The 19,573-nt window shown below is 49.3% G+C and carries 16 protein-coding genes and 1 pseudogene; 14 read left to right on the top strand and 3 right to left on the bottom strand.

Annotated features, from left to right (window positions below; genetic code table 11):
* Positions 1-534: pseudogene (locus ACN0UY_RS11685) on the bottom strand (hypothetical protein); the annotation flags it as partial.
* A gap of 192 nt (positions 535-726) precedes the next feature.
* On the opposite strand from ACN0UY_RS11685, the gene pseB reads away from it, so the two are divergent.
* The 14 genes from pseB to fliS all read left to right on the top strand — a co-directional run bounded on the left by pseB (position 727) and on the right by fliS (position 16,547).
* On the top strand, positions 727-1,725 hold the full coding sequence (gene pseB / locus ACN0UY_RS11680) for a UDP-N-acetylglucosamine 4,6-dehydratase (inverting) (RefSeq protein ID WP_417667304.1): 999 nt from the start codon (positions 727-729) through the stop codon (positions 1,723-1,725).
* Between the two features lie 2 nt (positions 1,726-1,727).
* Positions 1,728-2,888, top strand: a complete 1,161-nt coding sequence (pseC, locus tag ACN0UY_RS11675) for a UDP-4-amino-4,6-dideoxy-N-acetyl-beta-L-altrosamine transaminase (protein ID WP_417667302.1) — start codon at positions 1,728-1,730, stop codon at positions 2,886-2,888.
* Between the two features lie 108 nt (positions 2,889-2,996).
* On the top strand, positions 2,997-3,854 hold the full coding sequence (locus ACN0UY_RS11670; RefSeq protein ID WP_417667300.1) for an N-acetylneuraminate synthase family protein: 858 nt from the start codon (positions 2,997-2,999) through the stop codon (positions 3,852-3,854).
* An 8-nt stretch (positions 3,855-3,862) separates the two neighbouring features.
* The gene (locus tag ACN0UY_RS11665; RefSeq protein ID WP_417667298.1) at positions 3,863-4,729 is read left to right on the top strand and encodes a transketolase; all 867 of its coding nucleotides are present in this window, start codon (positions 3,863-3,865) and stop codon (positions 4,727-4,729) included.
* A complete protein-coding gene (locus ACN0UY_RS11660) occupies positions 4,719-5,714 on the top strand; it encodes a transketolase family protein (protein ID WP_417667296.1) in 996 nt (331 codons plus the stop codon). Before ACN0UY_RS11665 ends, ACN0UY_RS11660 begins: the two co-directional genes overlap by 11 nt.
* Positions 5,701-6,459 carry an SDR family NAD(P)-dependent oxidoreductase gene (locus ACN0UY_RS11655; RefSeq protein WP_417667294.1) on the top strand — a complete coding sequence of 253 codons (759 nt, stop codon included), beginning with the start codon at positions 5,701-5,703 and terminating at the stop codon, positions 6,457-6,459. Before ACN0UY_RS11660 ends, ACN0UY_RS11655 begins: the two co-directional genes overlap by 14 nt.
* Positions 6,452-7,567: an FkbM family methyltransferase gene (locus ACN0UY_RS11650; RefSeq protein ID WP_417667292.1), complete on the top strand. Its 1,116-nt coding sequence runs from the start codon at positions 6,452-6,454 to the stop codon at positions 7,565-7,567. The genes ACN0UY_RS11655 and ACN0UY_RS11650 overlap by 8 nt, the downstream gene beginning before the upstream one ends.
* Positions 7,567-8,760: a class I SAM-dependent methyltransferase gene (locus ACN0UY_RS11645; protein ID WP_417667290.1), complete on the top strand. Its 1,194-nt coding sequence runs from the start codon at positions 7,567-7,569 to the stop codon at positions 8,758-8,760. The genes ACN0UY_RS11650 and ACN0UY_RS11645 overlap by 1 nt, the downstream gene beginning before the upstream one ends.
* Positions 8,760-9,992 (top strand): ATP-grasp domain-containing protein, encoded by a 1,233-nt coding sequence (locus tag ACN0UY_RS11640; protein ID WP_417667288.1) that lies wholly within the window; start codon positions 8,760-8,762, stop codon positions 9,990-9,992. The genes ACN0UY_RS11645 and ACN0UY_RS11640 overlap by 1 nt, the downstream gene beginning before the upstream one ends.
* Entirely contained in the window at positions 9,979-11,898 is a 1,920-nt protein-coding gene (locus ACN0UY_RS11635; protein ID WP_417667286.1) for a glycoside hydrolase, read from the top strand. The genes ACN0UY_RS11640 and ACN0UY_RS11635 overlap by 14 nt, the downstream gene beginning before the upstream one ends.
* A 9-nt stretch (positions 11,899-11,907) precedes the next feature.
* Entirely contained in the window at positions 11,908-13,638 is a 1,731-nt protein-coding gene (locus tag ACN0UY_RS11630; RefSeq protein ID WP_417667284.1) for a cytidylyltransferase domain-containing protein, read from the top strand.
* Positions 13,639-13,795: 157 nt separating this feature from the next.
* Positions 13,796-14,641, top strand: coding sequence for a flagellin (locus ACN0UY_RS11625; protein ID WP_417667282.1), 846 nt, complete (start codon positions 13,796-13,798; stop codon positions 14,639-14,641).
* Between the two features lie 89 nt (positions 14,642-14,730).
* A complete protein-coding gene (gene fliD, locus ACN0UY_RS11620) occupies positions 14,731-16,149 on the top strand; it encodes a flagellar filament capping protein FliD (protein ID WP_417667280.1) in 1,419 nt (472 codons plus the stop codon).
* 17 nt (positions 16,150-16,166) lie between these two features.
* Positions 16,167-16,547, top strand: a complete 381-nt coding sequence (gene fliS, locus ACN0UY_RS11615) for a flagellar export chaperone FliS (protein WP_417667278.1) — start codon at positions 16,167-16,169, stop codon at positions 16,545-16,547.
* A 52-nt stretch (positions 16,548-16,599) separates the two neighbouring features.
* Here the strand turns inward: fliS and ACN0UY_RS11610 are convergent, their stop codons facing one another.
* Together ACN0UY_RS11610 and ACN0UY_RS11605 are read right to left on the bottom strand one after the other, a co-directional pair.
* Complete coding sequence (locus tag ACN0UY_RS11610; protein ID WP_417667276.1) at positions 16,600-19,002, bottom strand: 6-hydroxymethylpterin diphosphokinase MptE-like protein; 2,403 nt, start codon at positions 19,000-19,002, stop codon at positions 16,600-16,602.
* Positions 19,003-19,013: 11 nt separating this feature from the next.
* On the bottom strand, positions 19,014-19,418 hold the full coding sequence (locus tag ACN0UY_RS11605) for a flagellar protein FlaG (RefSeq protein ID WP_417667274.1): 405 nt from the start codon (positions 19,416-19,418) through the stop codon (positions 19,014-19,016).
* Positions 19,419-19,573: the final 155 nt, after the last annotated feature.

The raw sequence follows: 19,573 nt of genomic DNA, 5'->3' as shown, positions 1-19,573 counted from the left end.
GGACTCACCGGTAATCAGGACACTGATATCACGTGGTGCCACCTGAGCAATAAGGTGCCGGATTTCGCGTATGGGCGCACTCTGGCCGACAAAACCCGGCATATCCGGCAGTGCACGCGGCTCAGTTATGCCGCGCTCACGCAGCAGGGCGCACTGATGCAGCCAGTCCAGCAACTGTGGATAACGATAGGGCTGCTCCAGCACGCCCAGAATACCGGACTGCGCAAACGCCTCATGATCCAGCTCGGGCCAGTCACAGGTGAGCAGTTTGGGAATCACCATACCACGATCCAGCTCGGCCACCAGCTTGTTGAGCGCTATCGGCAAACTGCTCTCACCGATCAGTACCACACCGATGGTATCGAGCGAAAAACTTTTACCCTGTTGCAGCCAACTAACAAAGTCAAAAACATGACACTCTACTTCGATGAACTGTAAACAGGTGCGCAGGGCATCGCGACGAATGGCGTCATCATCAATGACAAGTGCCTGAAAAGGAAGCTGGCCAGAAACGCCTTGGTTGGTTATGCTCATGGGTGTGTCCGGGCTTGTCAGGATTCTGACAATCTACCGGATGACGAGAGGATGTCAATGGATTGACAGCTCGGATCATCCACACATGCCAGTCCCAGATACATGAAACGCACTCACGGGACTCAGGGTGCAGATCTAATGTTATAGTCATGGCTGCCGACACATTCAGAGAATCAAAACGAGACACGTGTGATGCTTAAGAATAAGTGCATCCTTGTTACAGGCGGTACCGGCTCATTCGGAAACACGTTTATTCCAATGACACTTGAGCGGTACAACCCCAAGAAAATCATCATTTTCTCGCGTGATGAAATGAAACAGTGGGAGATGGCCAAAAAGTTTGAGGGTGATCCACGTGTTCGTTTTTTCATTGGCGACATACGTGACAAGGATCGGCTCTACCGTGCTCTGGATGGGGTCGACTATGTCGTTCACGCCGCTGCCACCAAAATTGTGCCTACCGCCGAGTACAACCCCTTCGAGTGCATCAAGACCAACATCAATGGCGCAATGAACCTCATTGATGCCTGCATCGACAAGGGCGTAAAACGCGTTGTAGCGCTTTCCACTGACAAAGCCAGCAGCCCGATCAACCTTTACGGTGCAACCAAGCTTGCTTCCGATAAGCTGTTCGTTGCCAGTAATGCCTATTCAGGCGAACACGGCACACGCTTTTCTGTGGTCAGGTACGGAAACGTCATGGGCTCTCGCGGGTCTGTCATTCCTTTTTTCCTGTCGATTAGAGATTCAGGTGTTCTGCCGATTACCGATGAACGCATGACACGTTTCATGATCACGCTGGAGCAGGGCGTGGAGCTTGTTTGGCAGGCATTTGAAGACATGATTGGCGGGGAAATATACGTTAAGAAAATCCCCTCGATGAAAGTGGTCGACCTGGCACACGCCATCGCGCCCAAGGCAGAGCTGAAAATTGTCGGCGTGCGGCCGGGTGAAAAACTGCATGAGCAGATGATCAGCATCGAGGATGCACATTACACCTTTGAATATGACGAGTATTTCAAAATACTGCCCTCTCTTCACGGCTGTAACAGTGATTGCAAGCGCATAAAGGATGGCAAGCCGGTCGCTGATAACTTCGTTTACAGCAGCGATAACAACACCCAGTGGATGCCCCCTCAAGAACTGGTCAGCTGGATTGCCAATAACAGCAGCATAATAGGCAAGGTCTGAGCATGCTTCCCTATGGCCGCCAGGATATAACCCAGGCCGACATAGACGCAGTGATTGAAGTGCTGCAATCCGACTTTTTGACTCAGGGACCGGTTGTCCCGCTTTTTGAAGAAGCCATCGCCAAAAAGGTTGGGGCTCGTCACGCCGTTGCGACAAACAGCGCAACATCTGCCCTTCATCTTGCGTGTCTCGCACTGGGGCTCGGTCCTGGTGATCGGCTCTGGACCAGCACGATCAGCTTTGTCGCCTCCGCCAACTGCGGTCTTTACTGTGGCGCTAACGTCGACTTTGTCGACATTGATCCCCAGACCTACAACCTATGCCCTGATGCGCTGGCGCGAAAGCTTGAAACGGCGAAACTCTCCGGACAGCTCCCCAAAATCGTTGTGGCCGTTCACCTCTGCGGCCAACCCTGTGACATGGCCGCCATTCATCGACTGTCCATCCAATATGGGTTTGCCATTATAGAAGACGCCTCTCATGCCATCGGTGGGCGATACCGTGGCCGCCCGATTGGCAGCTGTGACTTCAGTGACATCACGATTTTCAGCTTCCACCCCGTCAAAATCATCACCACGGCAGAAGGTGGCATGGCTGTAACCAACAGCAAAGCACTTCATAACACAATGGAGTTGTTGCGCAGCCACGGCATCACGCGCGATCCAACGCAGATGACCCATGAGCCGCATGGCCCCTGGTACTATCAGCAAATTGCGCTGGGGTTCAACTATCGCATGACTGAACTGCAGGGCGCCCTGGGTCTCAGCCAGCTTGAGCGACTCGACCAATACGTTGAGCGCCGCCATGATTTGGCTGAACGGTACGACAGATTATTGAGCGACCTCCCGGTTACCCGCCCCTGGCAAAGCCCGGACAGTTACAGCGCGCGCCATCTGTATGTAATAAGGGTGCAGCAAGAGATTGCCGACCGAAACCATGTCTTTGCCTCGATGAGAGCGCAGCAAATTGGCGTTAATCTGCATTACATCCCGATCCACACCCAACCCTACTACACGCCTCTGGGGTTCAAGGAAGGTGACTTCCCAAATGCTGAGCAGTACTACCGTGAGGCCATCAGCCTGCCACTGTTTGGTACAATGACAGAGACCCAACAGGACATCGTCATCACAGCACTGGCTGATTCGATAAAAGGCTGTGGTTGACCATAAAGCATCTCTGTAAGATGCCGATAACCCTAGAGAATTGAGTATTCAGGTCATCTCTCGGCTCCGTCATGCGGTCCGAGTCCAGCAGTTAAGGGGGCTACCCGCGTGACGACCTTCATTGCGGAAGTATCCAGTAATCACCATCGAGATCTGGAGCGCTGTTTCGAGTTCATTCGCACCGCCGCTGAAGCAGGCTGCGATGCGGTAAAGTTTCAGCTGTTTAAAATTGATCAACTTTTTGCACCCGAAATTCTGGCCGCCAGTGAAACACACCTCCGTAGGCGGGAATGGGAACTTCCAGTTGAGTTTATTCCCAAGCTCAAGGCCTGCTGTGTTGAAAACCGGATACAGTTTTCATGCACTCCGTTTTATCTGGGTGCAGTTGAAGAGTTGGCGCCGTATGTGGATTTCTTCAAGGTTGCCTCCTATGAGCTGCTGTGGGATGAACTTCTGGTGGCGTGCGCCCAGACCGGACTGCCCGTAATTCTGTCCACAGGCATGGCAACACTGGACGAAATTGATCATGCCGTTACATGTCTGAAAGAAGCAGGCGCCCGAGACATAACGTTACTGCACTGTGTCTCCGCGTATCCCACTCCTCCTGATGAGTGCAATTTAGCCGTAATCGAAACTCTTCGCTCACGATTCAAGGTAAACATCGGGTGGTCAGACCACTCCGTTTCACCTGCTGTTATCTCACGTGCAGTGCACCGCTGGGATGCAACAGCTATTGAGTTTCACCTTGATCTGGATGGCAAGGGCGACGAATACCACAGTGGCCATTGCTGGTTGCCAAGCACCATCACCTCAGTAATAGAAACCTGCAAAAACGCTGATTTGATTGATGGAAAGCCAGACATTTACCTTACCCCTAGCGAACAAGCAGACAGAGGTTGGCGTGCAGATCCAGCTGATGGTCTTCGTCCCTTAATGCATGTACGCAAAACCTTTTCAGCTGAGTGAGCATTTCCATGTCAAAGTCTGCCTATTCACATATGGACGAAATGAAACAAATTGCCTTGCAAATGCGACGCGACACCATTTCATCGATTTATCATGCACGCTCAGGACACCCAGGTGGTTCATTATCTTGTATAGACATACTCACTGTGCTCTTTCATAAGATCCTGAAACCCGCTCAAAAGCGCGTGGACAGTTACAGTGACGACTATTTCGTCCTTTCCAAGGGGCACGCAGTACCTGCTCTTTATGCTGCATTTTCCAGTAGGAACCTGATTAGTCGAAACTCTCTGAAGACTTTACGCCACATTGGATCTGCCTTGCAGGGGCATCCCGATGTGAGCAAACTACCGTTGGTCGAAGTCAGCACTGGCTCACTAGGACAGGGGGTATCCTTTGCGGCCGGTATCGCTGTGGCTTTAAAGCATCAGAAAGAGGCTGCCAACGTATTTTCTTTAGTGGGTGACGGAGAGTTGCAAGAGGGACAGATTTGGGAAATGGCCATGTTTGCCGCACAGCACCAACTCAACAACTTTACCGTTATTGTCGATTACAACAAGCTGCAGAGTGACGATCTCAACGTCAACATTTCCAACCTTGAGCCTCTTGATCAGAAGTGGTCGGCATTTGGATGGGAAGTACATGAAGTTGATGGCCACAACATGACCGACATTGCTTTAGCTTTATCTCGTCATTCACAAAATTTGGCACCCAAAGTCATCATTGCCCATACGATAAAGGGCAAAGGGATTGAGTTCATGGAGGGCCAACCCTTGTGGCACGGCAGTGTCACAATGACCGAAGAGCAGCTTGTGTCCTCCTTACAAGCACTTGGCTGCAGCTCAAGTGATATTGAGGAGTATAAGAATGCCCGCTGAAACCAAGAACTCTACCCTGAGCCCATCATTAGTAGGAAAACAATCCGACTCTCTTCGAGAGGCATTTGGCAAAGCTCTAAGTGACCTTGCCGATAGCGACGAAAAAATAGTGGTTTTAGATTCTGATGTGGCTGGTGGAACTGGAGCACATCACTTCAGGACTCGCCACCCTGACCGCTTCATTCAGTGCGGAATTGCCGAGCAAAACATGGTGGGTGTAGCTTCAGGTATTGCTCACCGAGGTTTAAAACCATTTGCCACCACCTTTGCTGTCTTCATGCTCCGTGCACTGGAACAGATTCGCTTATCCGTTGCTTACTCCAATATGAATGTCAAACTGGTCGCCAGCCATCCTGGGCTGGATGTCGGGCCAGATGGCGCCTCCGCGCAGTGTCTTGAAGACCTGGCATGCATGCGTGCCATCCCGGGTATGGTTGTCCTCTCTCCTTGTGACGCACTTGAGGTTGCCGCAGCAACCAAGGCACTGGCCTCATACGAAGGTCCCGCCTACATGCGCACGGGGCGTAGCCCCTGCCCCAATTTGTATGACTCGGAACCCGACTTTGTCATCGGCAAAGGCCGTGTTATTCGCAAAGGGCGGGATGTAACTCTGATAGGCTGTGGCGTTATGACCTACCGAGCCTTTGCGGCAGCGGAAATGCTGGCAGCAAACGGCATAGAGGCCGGAGTTGTTCATATGCCCACCATAAAGCCTATCGACAGAGCGTTACTGGAAGAACTGGCGTCTGAAACCAGTCTGGTCGTGACGTGTGAAGACCATAATGTTACGGGTGGCTTGGGCAGTGCAGTGGCTGAAGTGTTGAGTGAAAGCGCGCGTGTCCCACAACGGCGCATAGGCGTGAATGAAGTCATAGGTACTTCGGGCGAGCCAGATGAGCTGGCCAAGCTCTACGGCCTTGATACAGAAAGCCTATATCAAAGCGTATATCGCATGGTTAGGGAGTCACAAAATGAAGCAACCTGATCAAATGCGTGTTGCCTTGGTTACCGGAGGAGCTGGCGGTATCGGTTCTGCCATTAGCAAACAACTCGCGCTTCGAGGGTTTCGGGTTGGGATTGGCTATTGCAGCCGTGACTATGGTGCCTCGACCCTTGCCAACGAAATCAGGACATTGGGTGGCACGGCCACGGCAGTGAAGCTGGATTACACCTCTCGCACGTCCATTAGAGATGCACTTGATACATTAGAGAAAACGTTTGGCGAGCCTGTATCGATCCTCGTGAACAATGGAGCCATTGCACAGGAAAAACCTTTCGACACCATAACAGACGAAGACTGGGAGCACATGCTTAAGGTCAATCTGCAAGGGCCTTTTGCAACATCTCAGGAAGTTCTACCCAAGATGCTCGCGCAACAATGGGGCAGAATCATTAACATCACCTCAATAGGTGGTCAGTGGGGTGGCTTCAATCAGGTACATTACGCGGCATCTAAAGCAGCCTTGATAAACTTTACACAGTCGCTGGCCAAGATTTACTCCAAGAACGGAGTGGCCAGTATGGCCATCGCTATTGGTCTGGTTGCAACTGAGATGTCTGCTAAGGAACTGGATTCATCGGCAGGCCGAGAGAAAGTCAGTAATATTCCCGCTGGACGCCTTGCCGACGCTAATGAAGTTGCAGCACAAATTTTACATCTGTGCAAGGACGAGTCTTTTTATCTGACAGGACAAACGATCAATATGAATGGGGGAATGTACTTTGGATAAAAGACCAGAACTAGAAGCGCTGACGGATGATATTCTCGATAACCTGGCTTGGCCCTATCCGGAGGAAATTCTCGCAGGGCTGGATGAGGTAGTTGTTTTTGGCACTGGCGGTGCAGCCGACTGTGTCGCAGATATTTTAAATAGGTATCGTGTTCATATTGTTTGCTACGTCGATAATGATGTCAAAAAGCATGGTTCTTTATTTCGTCAGAGACCTGTTATCTCACCTGACGAACTTATTCACCATGATCAAACGATTCTGATCGCCAGCTCATGGGCCAGGGATATAGCCCTACAGCTTAACGAACTTGATAAGAGCTTCCTTGACTTCAGCTTTTGTGTTGACTTTGAAAGATGGAAGAATCACTTCAATCATAAAATTTTTAATGTGAAAAAATCAGTCGAAATCGGCAAAAAGTATCTAAATGGTGTAGACCTCCAACGTTATATGGGCTGTATCCGATACCGCCAGACCTACAATCCGCTGCATTTGGTTGGACTATCCCACAGCCATTATATGAACCCTAATGTGCTGCCGGAGTCCACTGACATATACATTGACGGTGGCGCTTGGCATGGTGATACACTTATTGAGCTTAAAGATTTACTGGGCGAAGGCATTGAGATTCACAGCTTTGAGCCTGATGAGGCCAATTATAAGATCCTTTCAACCCTTATAGCGGACAAAGGGTTTTCGAACTGCCATGCAGTAAAAAAAGCTTTATGGAATCAAATTACAACACTAAATTTCATGCAGTCTCATGAAGCAGTTCATACCATGCAGTCACGTGTGAGCAGCTTATCCTCTGCAAATCAACCCTTCACTGAAATTGAAGCCACAACCATTGATGATTACACTGCTCTGATTTCTGGTACACCATCTTATATCAAAATGGATATTGAAGGTGCAGAGCCCGAAGCACTTCGAGGTGCTCAAACGCTTTTAAAAACAAACCCACCCAAGCTTGCCATCAGTGCATACCATGAACCCAACCACTTATGGGAGCTGATTGAAGAAATCCATAGCCTGAATGACAACTATAAATTCTGGTTTTCTCATCATTCTCAACATTTATTTGAATCTGTTATCTATGCAAGAGCGGGCTAATGAAGATGATTCGAAGTTGCTATTTATGTGGAAGCAAGAGCCTTGAGTGTGTTTTTTCTACTACTTGGGCACTGCCTGGACTTCCACCCAAAGAGATCGGCTTTTCAGTTTGTACTGATTGTGGGTCAGTCTGCCAGAGCCCTACTGTAACATTCGATGAGATGATGCAGTTTTATAGCTCCATAGCGGTATATACTAATCCTGGTCGACAAGAAAAACCCTCAGAAGCCAAAATCAGAGATCTTGATGAACAGATCCAGTTTATCAAACGTGGCATTGGTAATATGCCGCTTTCAGCATTGCAGATAGGCAGCTCTGATGGTTACACATTGTCGCGCTTTCGCGATGCAGGTGTGGAAAAAGTTTTGGGTGTCGAGCCCGGCACCGCTTCTATTGAAATGGCCGATCGCCTTTACAAGGTTCCATGCATACATGGAAGCGCAGAAACTTTCGAAACAAATGACACATTCGAGTTAATATTATTAACTCATGTTCTCGAACATTTATATGAGCCTCAAAAAGTTCTTGCCAAATGCCGAAAAATACAAAATGGCATTCCTGATGGTTATATATATATTGAAGTACCTCTCATGACAAAGCCATCCAGTCTGTGCCCTGGTTTCTTTTCTTTTGAGCATATAAACTACTACACTAAGGAGAACCTTCTCAAAAGTCTAAAAATGGCTGACTACTACCCCATATCAGCAGTAGAGCATTTTAACAGCAACCTTTCACCTGTCATAGGAATTTTAGCAAGCACAAAAAAACAAAACCATTATGATGATTATCAGAGCAGTGTCGACACCAACAAAAAAATACTAAATAGCTATAGAGGAAAAGAATTAGACTACTGGCAGAGTTGCCTAGATAAAATAGCTGAAAAACTTAAAATCAGCTCCCGAATCTTCATATGGGGCGCAGGAATTCATACTAGCCAATTAGTTGCGAACACAAACCTTATAAAGCATTACAAAATCGATGGATTAACCGACACATCCCCACTGAAATGGGGGTTGAAACAGGGAATCTGGACTTGCCAAGATCCAAATGAAATAGACTGGATGCAAGGGGATACTGTCTTGATATCATCTTATGCTTCTGAAAAAGAAATATATGATGCCCTACAATGGCTTAGAGACAGGAATGTTGAGACATTAAGACTACATAATGTAAACGATACCCGAGCACACTGATGTCACATACACACAAAAACCTACTCATTATAGGTGCAGGAGTTGAGGCTTATGAAGGCATCAAGGTTGCAAAGTCCATGGGACTCGGTCTTATTATAGTTGATGGTAACGCTCAAGCTCCAGGGTTGGCTTTGGCCGACTGGTCAATCATTGAAAGCACATACAATGGGCTTGCCATTTTAAAAAAAGCCCAAGAATTAATATCACGCGGCATTAAGGTTGATGGGATCATTGCCATGTGTGCTGATGTCCCGGTCAGTGTTGCTACTCTTACCACTGCACTGGACCTGCCGGGCCCATCTCTGGAAAGTGCTCACTTGGTTGCCGACAAAATGGCGATGAAACAACGGCTACATGACAGCGGCATACCAATTCCTAAGTTTGAGTCTGTTGCTTCCTACAAGGAAGTCATCGCTGCTGCTGAATACGTTGGACTTCCGCTTGTAATCAAGCCTGTAGACAGTAGAGGGGCACGAGGTGTTCTGCTGCTGGACCATCCTGATCAGTTTGAATGGGCATTCCATACCGCCCAGAGGGAGTCTCCCACCGGTCGTGTCATGGTAGAGGAGTACCTGCCAGGTCCACAGATCAGCACTGAAACCCTGATTGATGATGGCAGATGTCATACCCTGGGATTTTCAGATCGTAATTATGAATGGCTTGAAAAAACTCGGCCTTACATCATCGAAAACGGCGGTGATGCGCCAACGTCTTTGACAGATGCTCAGCAGCGTGATGTTGTGGATACCGTAGAGCGCGCTGCACTTGCACTGGGCATCCATCGGGGTGTGGCCAAGGGTGATATGGTATTGACACCTGAGGGTGCCAAAGTCATTGAAATTGCAGGCCGTCTCTCTGGCGGCTATTTTTCTACCATACAAATCCCTCTGTTCACGGGAGTACCGTTCATCGAAATGGCGATTCGCCTGGCTCTTGGTGAACATTTGCCCCCGGAAGCCGTTGTACCTCGACAGCACCAGGCGGTTGCGATCAGGTATTTAGACCTCCCTGCCGGAGCCTTGGCCAGCCTTGAAGGCCTGGACGAGGCAAAAAGTGCCCCTGGGGTACATATGCTTAAACTTTTTGTTGGAGCCGGCGATACTCTCACTGCCGTGGTAAACCATACGCAAAGAGCAGGATTTGTAATCACGACCGGTGCAGACAAACAGCAAGCGATCGAAAGAGCGCACCATGCACTCGCCTTAGTGAAGGTAAGCTATGCCCAAGAGTAAAACCAGGCTCTACACCCTGTTCCATCTTAACCTGGCTTTTTCTTCAATCGATGAATCCAGCCACGCCGATGTCATTCAACACTGCTATTGGCCAATCCTGGAACTCGCGCAAAAGGGTATTCCGGTTGGGCTGGAAGTTACACTCTACACCCTCGAGTGCATTCAACGTGTTGACCCTTCATGGATCATTGTATTGCGCAATCTGCTTACATCCCAATCATGTGAGCTTATAGCCAGTGGTGACAGCCAGATTATTGGCCCACTGATTCCCGCTGAGGTCAATCACTGGAACCTGACGCTCGGACAGTCCGGCTATCAGAATATGCTGGGTGTGACACCACGTCTGGCCTATATCAACGAGCAGGCCGTTTCTGCCGGGCTTTTGGATCTGTACCTCGATGCCGGTTTCGAGGCGGTCATCATGGAGTGGGACAACCCCTATTCACACCAGCCAGAGTGGAACAAGGAGACACTCTCACGGCCTCACACCCTCACCAGCGCCAGTGGCCGTCCCGTCAAAGTGATTTGGAACAGTGCCGTTGCATTTCAGCAGTTCCAGCGTTATGTACACAACGAAATGCCGCTGGATGACTACCTGACTGCTCTGAAACGCATGGTTCCTTCAGACTGCCATGCTTTTCCACTATATGGCAGTGATGCCGAAGTCTTTGACTACAGGCCCGGGCGCTTCAGTGTTGAAGCCCAGAAGTCTTGCAACGAGTGGGACAGGATCCGCGCGCTGTTTCAACGTTTGCAGCGTCTTTCCGGCTATGCCCTCACACTCCCCTATGCAGCGCTGGATTTTTGGCAGGAAGAGCCATTCCTGCAGCTTGGCAACGCTGCTCACCCAGTGTCAGTGAAAAAGCAGGCGAAATACAATATCACTCGCTGGGCGCTCAGTGGCCGAAATGATCTGCTGCTTAACACGCTGTGTCACGCCCGTTTCAAGCAACTGATCGAGGGTCAGTGCCAGCAAGCCGACTCATGGCGACAGCTTTGCAGGCAATGGGCAAGCGACCTGCGCACGCACCTGACGCAAACCCGATATGATGCCTTGATTGAGCAGCTTGTTGCTGTCCCGGAAACGCCGCCCCTGCTTGAGTCGTCCGCAGGCGTGCCTGATGACTTCAACCTGAGTATTGATGAAGAACGCGGCACCCTGAGTGTCAGGTCACAACATCTTTCGCTTGAATTGAATGCAAAAAGAGGACTGTCCATACGTTCCCTTGCATTTGCTGATCATCAGTTCAAACCCGTCCTTGGGACTCTGACCCACGGCCACTTTGATCATATAGCCTATAGCGCCGACTTTTACTCCAATCACCTGGTCATGGAGCGCTATCGGGAGCGCGATCGTGTGACTGATCTGATACAGGTTGACCATGAGGCAGGACATCACGACAGGGCGATCTTGATACGCACACAAATACATACGCCCATGGGGCCACTGACCAAAACGTACCGTATTGAGGGCGCTGCCATCGAATGCACCTTTGCATTCGAGCAGAGCGTGCGGCCGGAGGCCTCGCTGCGACTGGGCTATATTACACTTCTGGATTGTACACAACGTCCCTGGTTCTCTTGTGTTAATGGTGGCCCATCTTTCGAGTCGTTTCAGGTTGAATCCGATATTGATCACGGAGCGCCTGTGTCCTCAATTGTGAGCGCAACCACTGCCTTGGGCGCCACCACCGGCATATGCCGATTTGGTACAGGCCACATGGGTATCGAGCTGTCCTGGGCCCCCTCACGGTGTGCAGCCTTACCCATGGTTGCCTCTCGAAGCATCCACCAGCAGTACCTGAACCGCTTATGGTTTTCGCTTTCTGAGTCAGATGAAACCCTCAAGCAGGGAGGTGTGCTGCTTCCCTTCACGTTCGCAATCCGTCCTGTAACAGCACCGTAGGCATCCATTGTGATCAATAAACCAAACGTAATCGCGGTAATTGGGGCTCGGCTTAACTCAAGCCGCCTGCCGGGCAAACACCTCATCCCACTGGCAGGCAAACCCTTGATTGAAAGGGTCGTGGAAAGGCTGGAAACCTGCGAGAGAGTTGATCAAATTATCCTCGCCACGACTCACGATGCCTACAATGAGCCTTTGATCCACTGGGGGCATCACCTCAGCCTGCCGGTGTACGCACATGAAGGTGATGTTAATGACTTGATGGGACGCATCGATGCTGTTGTTAAGTTGAACACGCCCACCTGGATTGTGTATGTCTGTGGAGACTGCCCTCTGATTGAGCCCACCTTCATTGACCATGCCCTGCAGGCACTGCAAAGCCACCCCGACTCTGACACTGTACATTTGCGTGACGGCATCCAAAGCATCCATGAGGGCCTGCATTTCTATAGCCTAAAAGGCTGGGAAAAGCTGATCGATGCCAGCAAAAGCGTGATGTCCAGAGAACACGTGGGCTACGCCAACCGGGAAAAAACGGTTTTGGCCTCACTGGCCATAGATGACAGCGACGACTTCTCAATGCCCAAGCACAGAATCTCCGTCGATACGATGGCTGACTATCAGTTCATGTCAGCTGTTTACGAACGCTGGTACAGCACCCATGGTCAAAATGAGATTGTGTCCTTGAAGTGGGTACAGAGAACGTTAAGACAGGAACCTTTGCTTCTGACCATCAACTCACATGTCAGGCAGAAAAAGCCGAATCAGGCATATCCCAGTGTCAGCATTTTCTGTCACTACTCCGCTGCCATTGGTCTTGGGCACCTGCGCAGATGTGCTCGCATCGCAGGTATATTGCAGGAAAACCTTGGACTGGGCACCCACATCCACATACAGGGTGAAAAAATCAAATTCCCCTGGCTAAGTGGAAATGTGAGCTGGCATAACGATGAAGCACAGCTGCAAACAGCGTTCATGACCGAAACCTCTGCCCTGGCACTGTTGGACTTCAAAATTGCCGCAGTTGATGTCGACACATGGAAGGGGCTGCTCACTCAGCAACACAATAACGGTATCAGGCTTATTGCGCTTGACCAGCTCTCTGCGTTGCACAGTTACGTTGACCTGGCCTTCGTTCCGTCTTTTTATTCAGATATTCAAGCGGACAATCTTAGCTGTGGATGGGAAAACTATCTGTTAACTCCAGTTACCAACCGCCCTGTCACTCCTCCCTACTGTCTGGTTTTGACCGGTGGCAGCGATGCCCTGGGCTTCGGCAATTACTTGCCGGACATTCTGGACAAGGCAGTGCCTGCGGAGTACGAAATACTTTGGGTTCAAGGGCCTTTGGCCCCGGCTCCACAGCTGGCCGATGACTCACGGATTGCAGTGCTTGAATCAGTTCATGACCTGCAGAATTTGATTGCCGGTGCTTCATGTGTTGTGAGTAGTTACGGCCTGAGCTTGTTTGAGGCCATCACCAGTGGAGCCGCGATTCTTCTTCTGCCCAGTACAGGAATTGTCTCTACTCACGAACTTCTGGCGCTCAAAGCGCAACAGGTTTGTCTGGTCGCAGACACCGATGACGCGATAGAACGGCAACTTTCGACAATCACACAAAGCGCTGCCACACGTGAGGCACTACGAAAAAGCGCCCGTCGGTATGGTTCAAAAGTAGATGGCTGTATGCGTCTGACACAAGCCGTGGAGTCTCTGCTGCAGCATTCGCCAACCACCTGAGAGTACTTGCAGGAAGTCCATTTCCCCTGCGTTACGCCCATCTCTTATCAATGATCAAAATATTTTCTAAAGCTTTCCCGGCTGCAGCCGTTAAATAAGTTACCAGGGCAAAGCCCCTCATAAAGAACTGAAAAGCTGATTGTCTAAGGAGACCGTCATGGCCAGCGTAGTTAACACTAATATCATGTCTCTCAACGCTCAGAAGAGCTTGTCCCGTACCAACAGTTCTCTGCAGACTGCGATGGAGCGCTTGTCCTCCGGTCTTCGTGTGAACAGTGCCAAGGATGATGCTGCGGGCTTGGCAATCGCCAACCGCATGACCTCTCAGATTCGCGGCATGACTGTTGCCCAACGTAACGCTAACGATGGCATTTCCATGTCACAGGTTGCAGAGGGGTCAATGCAGACAATGACTGACACCCTGCAGCGGATGCGTGACTTGTCTGTTCAAGCAGCAAACGATGCAGGCGTTTCTGGTGACGACAAAGACAAACTAAATGCTGAATTCGAACAGCTCCAAGCAGAACTGGGGCGTATCATTGAAAACACAGAGTTCAACGGTAAGAAAGTACTTCAAGGCGATATCAGCAATGCTGTTTTCCAAGTCGGGTTCGGCACTACTGGTGACAATCAGATCTCTGTTACTATCGGTAACTTGGAGAGTGCTGCTGGTTTAAGTGCAGTTCTGACTACTGCTAAAATCGACAACACTGCGAGTGCAGGGGCTGTTCGCAGCGTAATCAATAAAATCGACGCGGCGCTAGAGTCGATTGATACTAAACGTGCTGACTTGGGTGCTATACAAAATCGCTTCAGTGCAACTATTGACAACTTGTCCACTGCAATCGAAAACCAAAGCGCTGCACGTTCACGTATACTGGATGCTGATTTTGCGGTCGAAACTGCAAACCTGAGCCGTTCTCAGATCCTGCAGCAGGCTGGTACTTCCATGCTCGCACAGGCTAACCAGGCTCCGCAGTCTGTATTGGGTCTACTGGGGTAATACCCCTCCCCCTAGCCTCACATGGCTAAACCAGTGCCTGTATACTGATTCCAGCATACAGGCATTTTTATTTTGACCGGAGGTTTGTGATGGCACTTTCACTCAGTGGTATTGGTAGTGGGCTGGATATTCAGGGTCTGGTTAAGCAGCTGGTACAGGCCGAGGGTCAGGCTAAAAACAACGCCTTGGATCGACGCGAGTCCAGCTATAAGGCAGAACTATCCGCACTCGGTACACTTAAAAGCAGTCTCAGCAGTTTCAAAGATGCCGCTGCCAAACTGGCAGACTCTGACGACCTGCTCAAGGTTACGGCAAGTTCTGGTAATGAAGCGATGTTTACCGCTTCTGCATCCAGTAGTGCTTCAGCCGGCGAGTACTCCATCGAAGTACTCAATCTTGCTAAAGCACAGAAGCTCAGCTCATCAGGCTTCAGTTCGTCCAGTGATACTGTCGGTACCGGTACACTCACCATCGGCAGCGGTGACAATAGTTTTGATGTGGTGATCGACAGCAATAACAATTCGCTGGCCGGTATTCGTGACGCCATCAACACCTCTGCTGATAATGATAGTATCACTGCTACCATTATTAATGTTGATGATGGTACTGGCGGTACCGAATCGCGTCTGGTGCTGACCTCAAAAGAGACAGGCCTCGAGAACCAAATCAGCATTCAGGTCGCCGAAGACTCAGATGATGGTGTGCTGGAAACAGGGCTGTCACAACTCTCTTACAGCTACGATGTGAACGGTGTTGGTAGCGGCGGCATGAGTGAACTTGTGGCTGCCGAGGACGCACAAATTCGTGTGGATGGTATGCTAGCCACACGTAGCAGCAACAGCATCAGTGATGTCATTCCGGGGGTTACCCTAGATTTGGAAGCTGAAACAACCTCTGCAGTTAACCTGTCGTTGAATGTTGATAAAGAAGGCACCAAAGAAACCGTACAAGCCTTTGTCGACAGCTATAATAAGCTGGCTGATACCTATAAACGCCTTACCGCCTACAATGCCGATACCGAAAAAGGTGGTGCCTTGCAGGGCGACTTCAGTGCTCGGGAGATTATGGGAGAAGTACGCAGTATTTTGCGAACCAATGACCCCAGCAGCAGCTACGGATCGCTGTTCAGTATCGGTATGGAGATTGACCAGTACGGTAAAATGTCGATCGATAGTACTAAATTTGATGAAGTATTGAATTCCCGCCCTGAAGCTCTGAGTAGCCTGTTAAGCTCTGCCGATGGTATTGCCGGCAAGCTCGAAGACACCCTTAAGCAGGCACTTGATCTTGGTGGCATTTTTGACAGCCGTACCAAGAGCTTGGATCAGTCGATTAAAAAGGTTGATGATGAACGGCTGGATCTTGAAGACCGCCTGCAGACTCTTGAAAAGCGCATGCTGAACCAGTTTATTGCCATGGATACGCTAGTAGCCCAATACAACAATACCGGGAACTACCTGGCAGGCCAGCTTGCAGCACTGCCAGGCTTCGCACCTCAGAAATCTTGATTATCAGGTAGAGTTAAATGAAAGGAATTAACGAGTATAAAACCGTTGGCGCGGAAAGCGCTTCTCCCCACAAACTGATTCAGATGCTGTTCGATACTTATTTGGTGCGTGTAGACCAAGCCATCACGGCCATTCAAGCAAAGGATATGAATGCCAAGGGAATAGCCACTTCCAAGGCGTTGGCTATTGTGGGTGGCTTGGAAGAAGGACTCGATCTGGAGAAAGGCGGCGAGCTGGCCGAGAATCTACAGGCTCTATATCGCTATGTGCGCCAGCGCCTGCTGGTTGCGACAGACAAAAATGATATCGAAGCACTCAAGGAAGCCCGCGAATTGATCTTCCAGATCAAAGATGCTTGGGATCAGATTCCTACGGAATTCCACTTTCATCAGGGTTAATGGATAATTTATCCTCCCCTGTATTAATCAGATACTGGGGAGGATAACTGTTTTAATTTTCTGATATCTTAGCGTTAATCAAAGACTCAACCAGCTTAACTCCCTCTTCACTGCCTTGCTCTGCATACCACTTCTTGAGCTTCATTAACGCTTCCTCATCGCTAGGGAAATAATGCAGGTACTCTGTAAGATGCTCGATGGCATCTTTTGCCTGACCGTTGGCCATTAATGCGTCAGAATACAGACTTAGATAAAAGGCATTTAGACTGGCCAAAGCCGCCATTGCATCCATCACCGCCTGATGATATCCCAGCTTCGTACACAGACTAACCATCATCGCCAGTGACTGTTCCAGAATGGGGGAATCTGGCTGCTCCATCAATGGTAAAAGATCTGCTAGTGCGGCTTCATATTGCTGTTGCATTTGGTGGATACTGGCAGCAATTAAAGGCAGATAGGATTGAGCGCCTTCTGTTTTCACCAGTGAATCCAGCAATTCCTCCAGTACATCAATATCCCCCTTGTCCTTGAGATACTGAATGCGCTCAGGTAATGCATGGAGATTATGCAGTTTGGCTCGGTGGGCCAACGGAGCCAGTTGGTCCCGCTGCATCTCTTCTTTAAACGCTTGCTTCGCGATATCGAGTGTATCTGCCTTCACACCAACAAGTTCGAAGCAAAAAGCTCGGCCCGGCTCTTCTCGCTCCATCCACTTGTAAACCTGCACCTGTAATTCATCTGGATGCATCGTCAAAATCGACAACTCACGCAGACGCACTTCTACAGATTCCAAGCCTTTCTTAATATGTTGCTCCAAGCGCTTAGCCCCCGCTTCAAGTGCAGCGTAGTAGGTATCCAGTCGCTGCTTAATTTGCTTCAGGACCAAAGCATCCAACTCATCGAAAGCCTGTGCCATTCTCAGCAAACCGCGTAGCGATAGTGTTTTGGCTAATTTAAACACTTCAGAATATTCATTAGACAGACGATACTCCAGCTGCTCAAGCTCGTGCTTACGATGAGGATTGACTTGATCTTCTTCGTACATGCTGTCATGTAAATGCACAGCTTGCTCCAACAGCTCGATCACTATGCTCACTTCCGCTTTTTTATCAGTTAATTCTTGCTGAAGTGTACTCAACCATTCAATACTGCCGGGTAGCTGCCGTTTAGACAAAACCAGTGTTTCTATGGATGATTCTTTAAGCCTAAGTGTGTCGGGGGACTGATATAATACATTCTCCATACGTGCCGCATGAGCAGATAAGTTGATTAACTTGACTCCTTCATTCTGCAGGGCGGCCGCTTGCAGACTGATAGTACGCGCAGCATTCGCATAGTCGGACCTACTATTGACAAATTCACCTAAATTAGTTTCAACCATTAGGTTGGAGAGGTCCATTTTAGGTCCCGCAGCCCTTTCCATGCTACCGGCAGCGTGAGTATAACCTGCAGGTGAAAAGCAAAGATCCACACCCGCAAGCAGAATCTGTTTACTCCCTAACCAAGCCGCAGCAGCAATCGCTGAATTAGTTACCGTAGGTCCGCTACCATTAAATAGCTCTGTAGGATTAAGCTCAGAAGTCCATGGCAACAGCGGTCCCATAAAAAACTTCTGATGTGGCCACTGTGCCAACAGCTTGGGCGCTACATGATATTGATTCACAAAAATCACATCAGGCCCAAAATTCAGCATTTCTTTACTGAGTTCGTAGCTAACATCTTGAGGGTCAACCGAAAAAACAAAATCCGGCTCAAGACCAACCTGCTGCAGCCGAGCCGATATCCTTGACACTGAAAACACTATCAATTGTTTGCGATGAGCCTTGATCCAATCAAAGTGTTCATCCAAGCTGGGGCCGCCACCCAGGACTATTACCGTTCTGCCTTCGAGGCATCCTCTTATCTCTGAAATGGGATGACTATTATCGGCACAATTTTGCAACTGACGTTGAATGAAAGCATCCTGCCCAAGTGATGCCAGCGCATTCCAACGCAGGTCATTGATATAACTATCTGCATACCAATATTCAGACCGATACTGGTCAAAAAAACCGTACTCTGCCGACAGGCAGCGCTTTAGAAACACACCATCCACATACATGTAGCTGGTAATACCGGCTACATGTGCGGCTTCTTTGAGCTGCTCTGGCGTCACCAGCCAAATCCTATCTTCAACCGAACTCAAATCAACAACCATCGCGACCTGCTTCAGAATACCTTCAGGCTCAACGAATATGTAACGCGTTCCCGTCGGTAAATCGCGATCAAGCACATAACGTATGATATTGCCCGAGTCGGAGCCAATAAAGATGATCAGTGAATCTTCACGTGCCAGCAGCTTGCCAAACTCACGTGCAATACGCTCCTTCGCGCTTTCCTGTTCAAACATGCCCCGGCTTACGGCATACAGGTATTCCTCACCAAATTTATTGGTAATCATCTCGTTATGACTCAAAACGCGTTTCCTTATACCTTATTTTCAACCAACAAACCGGTGGCATCCCCAAAAAAATCTTCCGATAAGTCCTTCATACGCTTCATTAGATCCAACACCTCCTCTGTCGGGATTTGCCGGATAGTTTCTTCGTTATCCTTGTTTACCACTTTGAGCACCACCTGAGACAAGTCCTTGTCGATGGAAATCTGTAGCCCTCGGTTACTGACGGTTTCTACAAATTCACTGAGCTTTTCAACCGCATCCTGGACAGCTTGAGGATCGACCTTTTCTACTTGCTCTACCGTATACTGTGGATTTTGAGCAGCTTGATTAGTACCACCACTCTTTTGCACGCTCTGCGTTTGAGCAGAGTTATCATGACCAGTTGATTTCTGGAGCCCACCACCTATTGCAACATTATTGTTAACGTCCATAGGGCACACCTGTATTAATTTGTCTCATCTAAAGCAAGCTCACCGGAAGTTCATGTACTCACCGGCAACATTGCGCCGTTTCTTAAGTAGTTCAATATCTTTTTGTAACGCCTTTCTCTTTGTACTCAACAAAGCTTGATTATCATTATCAAGTT

It is taken from the genome of Pseudidiomarina sp. (assembly GCF_048268165.1).
Lineage (GTDB): Bacteria > Pseudomonadota > Gammaproteobacteria > Enterobacterales > Alteromonadaceae > Pseudidiomarina.
Note: the sequence above shows the minus strand (reverse complement) of the source record. Positions and strands in the feature narration are given on the sequence as shown.

Bases quoted from the DNA above. Each gene is read 5' to 3' on its own strand.
- ACN0UY_RS11625 (WP_417667282.1), top strand. From the start codon at position 13,796: ATGGCCAGCGTAGTTAACACTAATATCATGTCTCTCAACGCTCAGAAG.
- fliD (WP_417667280.1), top strand. From the start codon at position 14,731: ATGGCACTTTCACTCAGTGGTATTGGTAGTGGGCTGGATATTCAGGGT.
- ACN0UY_RS11605 (WP_417667274.1), bottom strand. From the start codon at position 19,418: ATGGACGTTAACAATAATGTTGCAATAGGTGGTGGGCTCCAGAAATCA.
- pseC (WP_417667302.1), top strand. From the start codon at position 1,728: ATGCTTCCCTATGGCCGCCAGGATATAACCCAGGCCGACATAGACGCA.
- fliS (WP_417667278.1), top strand. From the start codon at position 16,167: ATGAAAGGAATTAACGAGTATAAAACCGTTGGCGCGGAAAGCGCTTCT.
- ACN0UY_RS11640 (WP_417667288.1), top strand. From the start codon at position 8,760: ATGTCACATACACACAAAAACCTACTCATTATAGGTGCAGGAGTTGAG.
- ACN0UY_RS11660 (WP_417667296.1), top strand. From the start codon at position 4,719: ATGCCCGCTGAAACCAAGAACTCTACCCTGAGCCCATCATTAGTAGGA.
- ACN0UY_RS11665 (WP_417667298.1), top strand. From the start codon at position 3,863: ATGTCAAAGTCTGCCTATTCACATATGGACGAAATGAAACAAATTGCC.
- ACN0UY_RS11635 (WP_417667286.1), top strand. From the start codon at position 9,979: ATGCCCAAGAGTAAAACCAGGCTCTACACCCTGTTCCATCTTAACCTG.
- ACN0UY_RS11645 (WP_417667290.1), top strand. From the start codon at position 7,567: ATGAAGATGATTCGAAGTTGCTATTTATGTGGAAGCAAGAGCCTTGAG.
- pseB (WP_417667304.1), top strand. From the start codon at position 727: ATGCTTAAGAATAAGTGCATCCTTGTTACAGGCGGTACCGGCTCATTC.
- ACN0UY_RS11655 (WP_417667294.1), top strand. From the start codon at position 5,701: ATGAAGCAACCTGATCAAATGCGTGTTGCCTTGGTTACCGGAGGAGCT.